12 protein-coding genes are annotated in these 12,979 nt (G+C 67.1%); 5 read left to right on the top strand and 7 right to left on the bottom strand.

Annotated features, from left to right (window positions below; all coding sequences use genetic code 11):
• The first annotated feature begins 38 nt into the window (after positions 1 to 38).
• A complete protein-coding gene (locus tag K3A84_RS16560; protein WP_404823175.1) occupies positions 39 to 1,700 on the top strand; it encodes an ATP-binding protein in 1,662 nt (553 codons plus the stop codon).
• Here K3A84_RS16560 and K3A84_RS16555 read toward each other — a convergent pair whose 3' ends face one another.
• Genes K3A84_RS16555 through K3A84_RS16545 form a run of 3 tightly spaced genes read right to left on the bottom strand, consistent with a single transcriptional unit; the run spans position 1,701 to position 4,191 of the window.
• A complete protein-coding gene (locus K3A84_RS16555) occupies positions 1,701 to 3,149 on the bottom strand; it encodes an MATE family efflux transporter (RefSeq protein WP_225010471.1) in 1,449 nt (482 codons plus the stop codon).
• 5 nt (positions 3,150 to 3,154) lie between these two features.
• A complete protein-coding gene (locus K3A84_RS16550; RefSeq protein ID WP_225010469.1) occupies positions 3,155 to 3,679 on the bottom strand; it encodes a YceD family protein in 525 nt (174 codons plus the stop codon).
• Positions 3,676 to 4,191, bottom strand: a complete 516-nt coding sequence (locus K3A84_RS16545; protein ID WP_225010806.1) for a ubiquinol-cytochrome C chaperone family protein — start codon at positions 4,189 to 4,191, stop codon at positions 3,676 to 3,678. Before K3A84_RS16545 ends, K3A84_RS16550 begins: the two co-directional genes overlap by 4 nt.
• Positions 4,192 to 4,371: 180 nt before the next feature.
• Between K3A84_RS16545 and K3A84_RS16540 the strand changes: the two genes are divergently transcribed.
• The 4 genes from K3A84_RS16540 to K3A84_RS16525 all read left to right on the top strand — a co-directional run bounded on the left by K3A84_RS16540 (position 4,372) and on the right by K3A84_RS16525 (position 7,147).
• Entirely contained in the window at positions 4,372 to 4,869 is a 498-nt protein-coding gene (locus K3A84_RS16540) for an outer membrane protein assembly factor BamE (protein ID WP_225010468.1), read from the top strand.
• A 56-nt stretch (positions 4,870 to 4,925) separates the two neighbouring features.
• Positions 4,926 to 5,513 (top strand): ATP-dependent protease subunit HslV, encoded by a 588-nt coding sequence (gene hslV, locus K3A84_RS16535; RefSeq protein WP_318248323.1) that lies wholly within the window; start codon positions 4,926 to 4,928, stop codon positions 5,511 to 5,513.
• Positions 5,514 to 5,518: 5 nt separating this feature from the next.
• Complete coding sequence (gene hslU, locus K3A84_RS16530; RefSeq protein WP_225010467.1) at positions 5,519 to 6,820, top strand: ATP-dependent protease ATPase subunit HslU; 1,302 nt, start codon at positions 5,519 to 5,521, stop codon at positions 6,818 to 6,820.
• A 126-nt stretch (positions 6,821 to 6,946) separates the two neighbouring features.
• Complete coding sequence (locus K3A84_RS16525; protein ID WP_225010466.1) at positions 6,947 to 7,147, top strand: DUF1737 domain-containing protein; 201 nt, start codon at positions 6,947 to 6,949, stop codon at positions 7,145 to 7,147.
• A 3-nt stretch (positions 7,148 to 7,150) separates the two neighbouring features.
• On the opposite strand, the gene K3A84_RS16520 is transcribed toward K3A84_RS16525, so the two are convergent.
• The 4 genes from K3A84_RS16520 to K3A84_RS16505 all read right to left on the bottom strand — a co-directional run bounded on the left by K3A84_RS16520 (position 7,151) and on the right by K3A84_RS16505 (position 12,536).
• Positions 7,151 to 8,968, bottom strand: coding sequence for an ABCB family ABC transporter ATP-binding protein/permease (locus K3A84_RS16520; RefSeq protein ID WP_225010465.1), 1,818 nt, complete (start codon positions 8,966 to 8,968; stop codon positions 7,151 to 7,153).
• A gap of 58 nt (positions 8,969 to 9,026) precedes the next feature.
• Positions 9,027 to 9,974 carry an aspartyl protease family protein gene (locus K3A84_RS16515; protein WP_225010460.1) on the bottom strand — a complete coding sequence of 316 codons (948 nt, stop codon included), beginning with the start codon at positions 9,972 to 9,974 and terminating at the stop codon, positions 9,027 to 9,029.
• Between the two features lie 67 nt (positions 9,975 to 10,041).
• Positions 10,042 to 11,532: an oligosaccharide flippase family protein gene (locus K3A84_RS16510; RefSeq protein WP_225010459.1), complete on the bottom strand. Its 1,491-nt coding sequence runs from the start codon at positions 11,530 to 11,532 to the stop codon at positions 10,042 to 10,044.
• A 5-nt stretch (positions 11,533 to 11,537) separates the two neighbouring features.
• Entirely contained in the window at positions 11,538 to 12,536 is a 999-nt protein-coding gene (locus tag K3A84_RS16505) for a glycosyltransferase (RefSeq protein WP_225010458.1), read from the bottom strand.
• Positions 12,537 to 12,979 lie beyond the last annotated feature (443 nt).

Here is a 12,979-nt window from a genome sequence, read left to right as displayed (position 1 = left end):
GGCGCAGCGTTCCCGCGCGCCGGGGGCTTGGCTGGGCGATGAGCGAGATGAACGTGCAGGGGTTTGCGGCAACGCAAGGCATGGACGCGGTGGAAGACAACGCGCGCCTGCCGATCGGCACGGTGATCGACGTCGCAGGCTCGGGCAGCCTGATCGCGCTTGATCTCAAGCGGATCGAACAATGCATGGCCGATGCCGACCCCTCGGTTTCGCTGTCCGGGCAGGTCGGCAGCCAGATCAAGATCCGCGTCGGCAATTCCTGGCTGCTCGCCAGCGTGCGCACACAGCGGCAGGAAAACGGGCTCGACAACGCCATCGTCGCGCGCGTCGACTTTCTGGGCGAAGGCGAGGAGGAGCGGCTGACCGGGCGCATCTTCGCGTTCCGGCGCGGCGTCACCCGCTATCCCATCCCCGGCTCGCTGGTCTATCCGGCTACCAGCGGCGACTTGCGCCAGATCTATGCGGGCGACGGGCGCGCCAGCATCTCGATCGGCACGGTCTTTCCCAGCCGCGACATCCGCGCCGGGCTCTACATCGACGCGTTCCTTGGCAAGCATTTCGCGCTGCTGGGCTCGACCGGCACCGGCAAGTCGACCAGCGCGGCGCTGATCCTGCACCGCATCTGCGAGACCACGCCGCAGGGGCACGTCGTGATGATCGACCCGCACGGCGAATATGCGCAGGCCTTCCGCGGGATCGGCCAGTTGCTCGACGTGTCGAACCTGCAGATGCCCTATTGGCTGATGAACTTCGAGGAGCACTGCGAGGTGTTCCTGACCTCCAGCGGCGCCGACCGCCAGATCGATGCCGACATCCTCGGCCGCGTGCTGCTGGCCGCGCGCCAGCGCAACCGCCTTGCCGCCGAGATCGGCAAGATCACGGTCGATTCGCCGATCCCCTACCTGCTGTCCGATCTCGCCACGATCCTGTCGAATGAGATGGGCAAGCTCGACAAGGGCACCAATTCGATCCCCTATATGCGCATCCGGTCCAAGCTCGACGAGATCAAGGCCGACCCGCGCTACCAGTTCATGTTTTCCGGCATGCTGGTGGGCGACACCATGGCCGAATTCATCGCCAAGGTGTTCCGCCTGCCCGCCAACGGCAAGCCGATCTCGATCATCGACGTTTCGGGCGTGCCGAGCGACATCACCTCGACCGTGGTCGCGGTGCTCAGCCGCCTCGTGTTCGACCATGCCATCTGGGCGCGTGACGAGCAGACCCGGCCCGTGCTGCTGGTATGCGAGGAAGCGCACCGCTACGTGCCCAACGAGAAGAACGCCGATGGCTCCTCGGTCGGGCGCATCCTGTCGCGCATCGCCAAGGAAGGGCGCAAGTACGGCGTCAGCCTGGGCCTGATCACCCAGCGTCCGTCCGACCTTGCCGAAGGCGTGCTGTCGCAGTGCGGCACGATCGTCGCCATGCGGCTCAACAACGACCGCGACCAGGCCTTCGTGCGTGCGGCCATGCCCGAAGGCGCGCGCGGCTTCCTCGATTCGATCCCGGCGCTGAAGAACCGCGAATGCATCATCTGCGGCGAAGGCGTGTCGATTCCTGTGCGCGTCACCTTCGACGAGCTGGACGCCGGATTGCGCCCGGCTTCGGACGATCCCTCGTTCGCGCAGCTGTGGAACCAGGTGGGCGGCGAGGAGGAAGCGGTCGAGCGCACCGTGCAGCGCTGGCGCGCGCAATCGCGCTGATCAGAGCGCGGGCGCCATGCGCCCTGCGGCTTCGCCATCGGCGTGGGTTTCCTCGGCGCATTCCTCGGGCGGGACCGCACGGCCCTGCGCGCGCCAGCCGGAGCGGCGATAGGCGAGGATTGCCAGCGCCATCGAGACGGTCGAGCCCACCGAGAACGACAGCCACAGCGCGTCCGATCCCAACGCGCCCTTCGTCAGGGCATAGAATCCCAGTCGCACCGGGTACATGCTGATCGACAGGATCACGAGCGGCGCGACGACCACGCCCCCTGCGCGCATCGTGCCGAACAGCACGATCGTCACCCCGAACAGCACATAGCTCCAGATCGCCAGATACTGGATATGGCGGGCAAGCTCCACCGCCGGGCTGCCACTGCCCAGGAACAGCCCCAGCACGGGCCGGTCGAACAGCAGCACCAGCGCGGTCATCGTGCCGGTCATGGCAAGGTTCAGCACGATCCCCGACCGCGTGATCCGGCCCAGCCGCTCGGGCAGGCCAGCGCCGATCGCCTGCGCGGCCATGGCCGAAACGGCGGCGGAAATCGCCATCGCGGGCATCTGCAGATAGGCCCACAATTGCAGCGATGCGCCATAGGCCGCGCTGAACATCGCGCCTTCGCGGTTGACGAGGCCGACCATGATGATCCCGGCAAGCGAGACGATCAGCATCTGCGCGCCCATCGGCAGGCCTTTGCCCAGGATGTAGCGCAACTCGTCGGCACGCGGCATCAGGTAGCCAAGCTCCGCGCCCTTTAGCCGCAGCGGCAGGTTGCGCGCATAGACATAGACCAGCAGCGCCGCCATCGAGACCAGCGCCGAGATCGTCGTCGCGAGCGCCGCGCCCGCGATGCCGAGCTTGGGGAAGGGCCCGATCCCGGCGATCAGCAGCGGGTTGAGGCCCACGTCGAGCGCCACCGACAGGATCATGAAGCGCAAGCTGGTCTGCGCATCGCCTGCGCCGCGCAGGCCCATGCCGATCATCAGCGTGATCATCGACGCGGGCATCGAGACGAAGATCACGCGCAGGTAATCGAGCGCGAAATGAAAGACCTCGGGCGGGGTCGCCATGGCGCGCAGCAGCGCCGGCGCAAAGACCCAGCCCGCGCCCGCGACGATCGCCGACAGTCCCACGCACAGCCCCAGCGCACTGCCGAACGTGCGGCGCGCGGCATCGACGTTGCCCGCGCCGAAGGCCTGCCCGACCTTGATCGTGGCGGCCATGCCGAAGCCGAACACGCCGGCAAAGACGAGGAACATCACCACGTTGGCATTGGCAGTGGCAGCCAGCGCGTTTTCGCCCAGCAGCTTTCCCACCCAGACGGCGTTGACCGAGCCGTTGAGCGATTGCAGCACGTTGGACAGCAGGGTCGGCGCGGAAAAGGCGACCAGCGTGCGCAGGATCGGCCCTTGCGTCAGGTCGCGGTGGTTCCCGGCGCGCGGGGCCGCCATCGCGCTCAGTCCTTCTGCTTGAGCGCGGCGAGCGCGGCGAACGGCCCGCTGGAAGGATCGCCCGCCAGGTTGTGTTCGATCCGCGCGCGTTCGGCCTCCGGGCCTTCGGCGAAGGGATCGATGGCCAGCGCGAGGGTCTGCGCCACGGCTTCGCCGATGTCGATGGTCAGGCCCTCGAACTCGATCTCGTCGCATTCGTCGGCGCCGATCTCCAGTTCCTCGTCCGGGGCATGGTGGCCCGGCGGCACGAAGCGCAGCGCAATCGGCTCGTCGATGTGCACCGGGAAGTCCTCGCCCGAAATGGCGCAGGCCTGCACGATATCGGCGACGAGGCGGCCGCTGGCGCTGACCTTGTCGCCCTCACGCACCAGCTTGACCTCGGCGCGCAGGGCATCGACCGCGCTGATGCCGAAGCGCCCGGCCAGCTTGCGGCGTTCGGCGGCATCGGGTTCGAGCACGAAGGGCGCGTCGGTGACCTGGCGCAGGTCGATCAGGCGCGAGAATTCGGGCGGGGGCAGGGGCGCGCTCACTTGCCGATCTCCGCCGCCAGCACGCGATGCGCCGGCACCAGCGCGAGGCCTGCGGCGAAGGCGCGCGCGCGCTGCGCGGCCAGCAGCGGGTCGGCCCCGTCCTTCAACGTGACGTTGCGTGCCACGGCCTCGGCCATCGCCGCCTCGCCTGCTTCCAACCCGGTGCGATAGGCGCCGAGCCTGCCGCCCAGCGTGCTCATCAGCTTGCCCACGTGCTTGCCCACCATCAGGTCGCCCACGCCGCTTTCGCGCAGCTGGCCGTCCATGTCCTCGACGAACAGTTCGGTCAGCCGCACCGAGGGCTCGATCAATTCCTGTTCGCGCTCCATGCGCAGCAGCACGACCGACAGGATCAGCGTGATCGCATCGAAGCGCCCGGCGACGCTGTCGGCAATGCCGCAGTCGCGATACCATTCGGGCTCGCGCGCGATTTCCACCACCTTGTGCCACAGCGGCCGCGCGACGGCGCGATCATCCTGCGTCTGGCCGAACAGGCGGGAGAGCAGCGACATGGCGAAGGAACCTTTCATCAGCGGTGCGCCCGTTCAGGGCCAATTCAAGCGGGGGGCCCCAGCGCAACCGCGCCATTGCGGTAATGCCGTTTGGACCCTAAGGCTTGCCGCGATATAGGGACACCGGGGCGCATGGCAATTGTCCGGGAGGGTGCCCGGATCGATGGATCGGAGCGAAGAATGCGAAATACCGAGGTTGGCCTGCGCGCGATGGCGATTGTCGGCCTTGCCGTGCTGGCCTCCGGCTGCTCCAGCATCCGCGATCATCGCGGTTACCTGATCGATCCGGCGCTGACCGATTCGATGCAGCCGGGCATCGACAACCGCCTCTCGGTCGAACGTGCGCTGGGCCAGCCCACGTTCAAGAGCCAGTTCGGCAAGCAGACCTGGTACTACGTGTCGATCGATACGAAGCAGGCCCCCTTCACGCGCCCGCGCACCAAGGACGAGAAGATCATCAAGATCGACTTCGATCCCAAGGGCAACGTGTCGAGCGTCAGCCGCGAAGGCATGGAAAAGGTCGTGCGTATCAGCCCCGATGGCGACAAGACGCCGACGCTGGGCCGCGATCGCAGCTTCTTCGAAGACCTGTTCGGCAACATCGGCGCGGTCGGCGCGCTGCCGGGCGGCGGCGCCCAGCAGGGTGGCCCGGCAGGGTCGGGCCCGAACGGCAGCTGATCCCCGCCTGAAATCGCCTGCTTGAAATCCAACATGCGCCCCTCATATCGCGGTGCATGGACGAGAGCAGGGCTAGCCACGGCCTGATCCAGTGGCACGGCACCACCATCATCGGGGTGAAGAAGAACGGCCGGACGGTCATCGCGGGCGATGGCCAGGTCTCGATGGGCAACACGGTGATGAAGCCGAACGCCCGCAAGGTCCGCCGCCTCGGCGCACCGGATGAGAGCGGGCGGGGCAAGGTCGTCGCCGGGTTCGCCGGGGCGACCGCCGATGCCTTCACCCTGTTCGAAAGGCTCGAGCGCAAGCTGGAACAGCACCGCGGGCAGCTGATGCGCGCCGCGGTCGAACTCGCCAAGGACTGGCGCACCGACAAGTACCTGCGCAATCTCGAAGCGCTGATGATCGTGGCCGATGCCGAGACCATGCTGGTGCTGACCGGCAATGGCGACGTGCTGGAGCCCGAAGCCAGCCAGGACACCGTCATTGCCGCGATCGGCTCGGGCGGCAACTACGCGCTCGCCGCCGCGCGTGCGCTGACCGACTACGAGGATGACGCCGAAAAGATCGCGCGCCGCGCCATGCAGGTGGCGGCTGACGTCTGCGTCTTCACCAATGACCGCGTGACGCTGGAAGAAGTCTGATCCCCATGACCGATACCCTCACCCCCAAGGCCATTGTCCGCGCGCTGGACGAACACATCGTCGGCCAGACCGATGCCAAGAAGGCCGTGGCCGTCGCGCTGCGCAACCGCTGGCGGCGCCAGCGCCTGTCAGCCGACCTGCGCGACGAGGTTTCCCCGAAGAACATCCTGATGATCGGGCCGACCGGCTGCGGCAAGACCGAGATCAGCCGCCGCCTCGCCAAGCTGGCCGATGCGCCGTTCGTAAAGGTGGAGGCGACCAAGTTCACCGAGGTCGGCTATGTCGGCCGCGACGTGGAGCAGATCGCACGCGACCTGGTGGAAGAGGCGATCCGGCTGGAAAAGGAACGCCGCCGCGATGCGGTGCGCGATGCGGCGAGCAAGGCCGCGATGGACCGGCTGCTCAAGGCGCTGGTCGGCGACGGCGCCAGCGAAGCGACGCGCGAGAGCTTCAAGGCCCGGCTGGCCGATGGTTCGATGAACGACGTCGAAGTCGAGATCGAGGTCGAGGACGCACCCTCGATGCCGATGGAGATTCCCGGCATGGGCGGCAATGTCGGCATGATCAATCTCAGCGACATGATGGGCAAGGCCTTCGGTCGGCAGCAGATGAAGCGGCGCAAGATGCGCGTGGCCGACGCGTGGGACAAGCTGGTCGATGAAGAAGCCGAAAAGCGCATGGACCAGGACGACGTCGCCCGCGTGGCGCTGCAGAACGCCGAGACCAACGGCATCGTCTTCCTTGACGAGATCGACAAGATCGCGGTCAGCGACGTGCGCGGCGGATCGGTCAGCCGCGAAGGCGTGCAGCGCGATCTGCTGCCGCTGATCGAAGGCACCACGGTTTCGACCAAGTACGGGCCGATGAAGACAGACCACGTGCTGTTCATCGCCTCGGGCGCGTTCCACGTCGCCAAGCCGAGCGACATGTTGCCCGAATTGCAGGGCCGCCTGCCGATCCGTGTGGAATTGCAGGCGCTGACCGAGGACGACTTCGTGCGCATCCTGTCGGAAACGCGGGCCAATCTGGTCGAACAGTACCGCGCGCTGATCGCCACCGAGGAGGTCACGCTCGATTTCACGCCGGGCGCGATCCGCGCGGTCGCGCGCACCGCTGCGCAAGTCAACGAAAGCGTAGAGAACATCGGCGCGCGGCGCTTGCAGACGGTGATGGAAAAGCTGCTCGAGGACGTCAGCTTCGACGCCGAGGACCGCAAGGGTGAAACGGTGATAGTGGACGAAGCCTATGTCGCCGAGCGGCTGGGCGGCCTTGCGGCCAACGCGGACCTGTCGAAGTACATCCTCTGACGCAGCAACGAGGGGGCTCCTCTGCCATATGACCAATGGTCATGTTGAAGCCCCCGAAACGCTGCTGGACGCAGGTGTTTCATCAACTAGACCGGGTTCGACCCCACCGCGCAAGGTGCAAAGATCATGTACGAAACGCCTGAGAACCGCCCGATCTACCGCCTGCTCACCGGCAAGGACGACCGCGCCTTCTGCGAACGCGTGTCCGAAGCGCTGGAACAGGGCTGGCGGCTTCATGGCTCGCCCGCGATGACCTATGACGGCGGCATGGACTGCATCAAGGTGGCGCAGGCCGTGGTCTGGCACGAAGCCGACGTGGTGAAGTGACGCTTACTCCGCCGCTTCGCTGACCTCGTCGCTTTCGGCCAGCTGGCGCGTCCACATTTCGGCGTAGAGGCCATTGCGGCGCAGCAGGTCGGCATGGCTGCCCTGTTCGGCGAGGCGGCCCTGATCCAGCACGAGGATCGTGTCCGAATCCGCGATCGTCGACAGGCGGTGCGCGATCGAAATCGTCGTCCGGTCGCGGGCGACGTCGCGCATCGTGCCGAGGATTTCCTGTTCGGTGCGCGTGTCGAGCGCGCTGGTCGCTTCGTCGAACAGCAGGATCGGCGGGTTCTTCAGCAGCGTGCGGGCAATGGCCACGCGCTGCTTCTCGCCACCCGACAGCTTCAGGCCGCGTTCGCCGACTTCGGTCGCATAGCCTGCGGGCAGGCGAGCGATGAAGTCGGCAATGGCCGCGCCGCGTGCCGCCGCCTCGATTTCGTCCTGCCCCGATCCTTCGCGGCCGTAGCCGATGTTGTAGCCGATGGTGTCGTTGAACAGCACCGAATCCTGCGGAACGATGCCGATGGCCGCACGCACGCTCGCCTGCGTTGCGGTGCGGATGTCCTGCCCGTCGATCAGGATGCGCCCGGCCTGCGGATCGTAGAAGCGGAACAGCAGGCGCGCGATCGTGCTCTTGCCCGCGCCCGAAGGCCCGACGATGGCGACGCGGTTGCCGGCTGGAACCTCGAACGACAGCCCGTGCAGGATCGTGCGATCGGGATCGTAGCCGAACACCACGTTGTCGAACGTGACCGAGGGACGGCGCACGACCAGCGCGGGCGCGCCGGGCGCGTCGTCCACTTCGACTTGCGTGTCGATCAGGCGGAACATCTCGGCCATGTCGATCAGCCCCTGCCGGATCGTGCGATAGACCATGCCGAGCATGTCGAGCGGGCGGAACAGCTGGGTAAGGTAGGTCTGCACGAACACGAGCTGCCCGGCGGTGTACTGCCCCTTCGACCAACCCCACACCGTATAGGCAAGCGCGCCCGCCATCAGCAGGTTGACCACCAGCGCCTGCGCGATGTTGAGCAGGCCGAGGCTGTTCTCGCTCTTGACCGCGGCATCGGCATAGGCGCGCGTGGCCGCCGCGTAGCGCGCTTCCTCGCGCGCCTCGGCGCCGAAGTACTTCACCGTCTCGTAGTTGAGCAGCGAATCGACCGCGCGCGACAGCGCCTGCCCGTCGAGCCGGTTCATCTTTTCGCGCAAGTGCGTGCGCCATTCGGTGATCGTGCGCGTCACCCAGATATAGGCGACGATCGCAAGCCCGGTCGCGGCGACCAGTCCCCAGCCGAAGTTGAGCTGGAAGATCACCGCCACCACCACCAGCTGCAGCACTGTCGGCGCGATGTTGAACAGCATGAAGTAGAGCATCGTGTCGATGCTCTTGGTGCCGCGCTCGATCACCTTGGTCACTTCGCCGGTGCGACGGGCGAGGTGGAAGCGCATCGACAGGCGGTGCAGGCGTGCGAAGACGTTTTCGGCCAGATGCCGCGTCGCATCCTGCCCGACGCGTTCGAACACGATGTTGCGCATGTTGTCGAAGGCGATGCCGATAAAGCGCCCCGCGCCATAAGCGAGCACCGTCAGCATCACGAACTGCAGCGCGCGCGGGCCAGTGACGTTCATCGCGTCGACCGCCCATTTGAGCGCGTAGGGCAGCGAAAGCTGCACGCCCGTCGAAAGCAGGATCAGCACGCAGGCGGCGACGATCCGCCGCCGCAGCGCCGGATTGTCGCGCGGCCAGAGGTAAGGGAGGAAACGCTGGAGCGTCATCCAGCCGTCGTGACGGGCGTTGCGGTCGGTGGCGGTATCTGGCGGCATCGCCTTTCCAGATAGGCGCTTTCCCCCCGCGCGCCAGTCCCCTTGGGAATTGAACTCCTCAGATCGGCGGCAAGCCCGCGCCTTCGGGCATGTCGAACAGGATGCGCCGCGCGGCAAAGTCGATGGCAACGCGGTGGAACATCCGCAGCTGGTTCATGCCCAGCAGCAGCGCGGGCCTGCGCGCCAGGCCCAGCCGTTCGAACGGCGGCGCGTCGGCAAAGACCAGCTGGGTGTTGGTCATCACCAGCTGCCCGAGTTCCAGCCTGCGGGCGATGCCGATGTCGGCAAAGATCGTCTGCCCGGTGACCGAGAGCAGTTCCGCCTGCTGGTGCGAATGGCGGCGCACGAGCGCGTTTTGCAGCGCGCGGTTGCCGATCGAGGTGTCCGAGCCGGTATCGACCACGACCGCGGTGCGCACGCCGTCGATCACGGCGTCGGTCATGATCAGCTGGCCCGACCGGCGGCGCGCGGTGACGACGATCTCGAACCCCTTGCTGCCGCCCAGTTCCGCCGCCTCGCCGATGGCCATGCGATTGCGATCGAAGTCGATCAGCACGCGCTGGCCTTGCAGGCTGTCCAATCCGACGATGCCGTCGGCACCGATGTTGCCGCCTTCGAGCAGCGGCGCAGACAGATCGAAGAAGCTGCGCGCGCCAAGCCCGATTTCGGCCACGTCGACCAGATCGACCTGCTGTTCGCCCGCCACACCGATCATGCGCGCGGTGCCTTGCGCGACAAGGCCGAGCCGCGTTGCGATGTTGCGCGCCAGCACGGTGCGTTCCGCGCCGGTATCGACCAGGAATTCGAAGGGCCCCGCCGTGCCGATCCGCACGGGCACGGTCAGGCGCTGCCCGCCGTCGCGGCCGAGAATGACGGTCTCGGTGGGGTTCGTTTCCGGGGCTGGCATCATTTCAGCGGCTGGCAGGGGTTGCGCAGCAACGGTCGCCGGCCACAGCGTGACCAGCGCCAGCAGCAACCCCGTCGCCTTATGCGATCGCAGGTTCATGGCATCGTACTCCCGCACGCAGCATACGCCTGCGCGGGGCCGGACGCCACGGATTTGCGCTATGGTCTCAGCGCGGGACGGGGATTACCTGCGAAAGCAGCGGCACCTGTCGCGCGATGCCGATCAGTTCGTCCAGAACCGGATGCCGCAGCAACGCCAGCGCAGCGAGCCAGCACAGGCCTCCGGCCAGCGCGGCGAGCGCCAGCGGGGCAAAGCCCATGGTCGCAGGCGGGCTCCACAGGACATAGGCGAGCGCCAGCGGGGCCAGCGCCGCCAGCGTCGCCAGCGCGCTGCGGACATAGATGGCAAGCAGCGCGCGCGCATCAAAGCCGATGATGCGCTTCAGGAACCCGAAGTAGAGCAGGTACCAGCACGCGCCGTAGACCAGCCGTGAGGCCGCGGCCCCGGCAATGCCCCAGCGGCAGCCGATCGCCAGCAGCAGCACCGACATGGCGGTGTCGATCACGTTGCGCGCCAGCAGCGGGTTGAGCTTGCCCGCCAGAATCGGCAGGTCGATGTGCAATGGCAGCGCAACCAGCAGCACTTCGGTCAGCGCGATCAGGGTGAGCGGCATGGCCGTCGCGCTCCACGCCGGGCCGTAGAGCGCGCGGATCAACGGTTCGGACGCGAGCGCGAGGCCCGCCATGCCCGGCCAGATCACCCCCGAATAGCCCGCGCAGACGCGCAGATACGCCGGGCCGAGCGGCTCGCCCCGGTCGCGGATGCGCGCGAAGGCGGGGTAGAACACGCTGCCGATCGCGCCAGAGATCAGCATCCGGAACTGGTCCGACAGGCTCGCCGCGCGGCTGAACAGGCCGACTGCAAACGTGCCCAGCGCCTTGCCCACGATCAGGTCGGGCGTGCGTGTGCCAAGAGCGCCCGACAGGTAGAGCAGGCTTGAGCGCGCGCCAAAGCCGAGCACCGGGGCGATGCCGTCCAGCCGCACCCGGCGCGGCAGGCTGGGGCGCAGCACTTGCGCGGCGATCCCGCGCGCGGCGGCGGCGGCCACCGTCGCCCAGGCGAGCGCGAAGGCCGACGAGCCCGCCGCTGCAAGGGCCAGGGCGACCGCCCCTTGCGCCAGTGCGCCCGACAGGTTGACCACGAAATGCCCGCGAAACTGCATCGCTCGCGCCATCAGCGCCATCGGGATCACCGACAGCGGCACGAACAGGTAACTGGCGGCGATGATCCGTAGCAGGGGAGCCAGCGCCATCTGACCATAGAAGCGTGCCAGCACGCCGCTCGCCAGCGCCAGCACGCCCGCGATGGTAAAGGCGAACAGGAACGCCACCGACCCGCAGCGCGCGATCTCGTCGCGGTCGAGGCTTGGCAGCCCTGAAATATAGCGCGCAAGGCCGAAGTCCTGCAGCACCGCGACGACCAGCGCAGCCGCCATGGCGATCGAGAAGAGGCCGACTTCTGCAGGGCTGAGGAACAGGCGCGAGATCACGACCGAGGTCGCGAACTGGATCGCGAACGACAGGTATTGCCCGGCCATGGCCCAGACTGCGGCCCCGCGCACGCTCATTGCTGCGGGTTCGCGGGTGTCGTTCTCCATGGAAGTCACCCCAGCGCCAGAGTCGCCGCGAGCTGAACCGCCCGCAGCGGTTCGCCGAAGCGGACCAGCCTGCCCACGGTCCGCCACAGGCCGTCGCGCGAACCGCCTTCGCGAATATAGCGCTGAAGGATGTCGAAGCCGTCGTCGCGCAGCGCGCTCCGCGAATAGAGCAACCCCGGCGCGACACGTGCGCGCACGGCGCGAGCGACGCCTTCGCGCCCGAACAGGGCATCGAGCTGGTCGATAGGGGGGAGGACGTCGAGATCTGCCGTAGGATCGGGGCGTCCTGCCTGTCGTTCGCCATGTGCGATGCGGGCCACTGCCGCGCCGACCTGCTGCACCGTGGCGTGTCGGCTCGAGACCTGCTCTTCGTAATGGCGATAGCGCAGCAGCCGCTCGGGCAGGTTGGCGATGCGCGTCACCGCCGCCAGCCGCAGCCACAGGTCGAGATCCTCGCAATGGCGGAAGGCGGCGTGATAGCCGCCGACCGACAGCACCACGTCGCGGCGATACATCACCGCTGGGTGGCACAGCAGGGGCAGGCCAAGTTCGACCGCCCGCAGGAAGTCCTCGTGGCCGAGCGGGTGATCCGGGGCGAGGACCGGGTGGGGGCCGCCCAGTTCGTCGATATCCTCGGTCCAAGTGCCAAGGACGCCGATTTCGGGGTGCGCATCGAGATAGGCCAGCTGGCGGCCGAGCCGCTCGGGCAGGCAGAGATCGTCTGCATCCATGCGCGCCACCAGCGGCGCGCGCGCCTCGGCCAGCAACTGGTTGAGGCTGGCGACAAGGCCGCGGTTTTCGCGCACGATCGGGCGGATGCGCGGATCGCGAGCGGCATGGTCGGCGATGATCGCAGGCGTCGCATCGCGCGAACCATCGTCGAGAATCAGGAACTCGAAGTCCCCGCAGGTCTGCCCCAGCACGCTCTCGATCGCCTGCGCGAGGAAACGCTCGCCATTGTAGACGCTGAGCGCGACACTGATGCGGGGATTGTCGGTCGGCATTCGGGTTCCGGCGTTAGCAGCACGCCAGCGCGCCTGCGCTCGTGCCGGTTAGAGCATTTACCGTAAAAAAAGCGTGAGGGCACACGCAAAGCCCGGAACCCGGCCATTTTGGGATGCCTGCCATTTTTCTGCAATTTGAGTGTTGACCGAATCGAGGGTGGTATCTAGAGGCGTGTTCACCGGCAGGGACGCCGCCTTTGAGGCGCTGAATTGCTGGTCGCCACATAGGACGGACACCTGGTTTTCCCGATCGGAAGATGGGGAGGGAAGGTTGTCCGGCCGATTTCGTCTCTCCGGTGTATATCGGGTTGAGGTGGGTTGAGTGGTTCTTTGACATTGTAGGAAAAGATGAAGGGACATGTGGGCGACGGCGCCTGCTCCTGGGGCTTCAGGGCTCGGGGTGGCAGTTAGATAGTCGTCACGTTTGCATGTCCTAACGTAAC

Source organism: Novosphingobium percolationis (assembly GCF_020179425.1).
In the GTDB taxonomy this organism is placed as follows: Bacteria; Pseudomonadota; Alphaproteobacteria; order Sphingomonadales; family Sphingomonadaceae; genus Novosphingobium; species Novosphingobium percolationis.
This window is presented reverse-complemented; position numbering and strand designations above follow the sequence as displayed.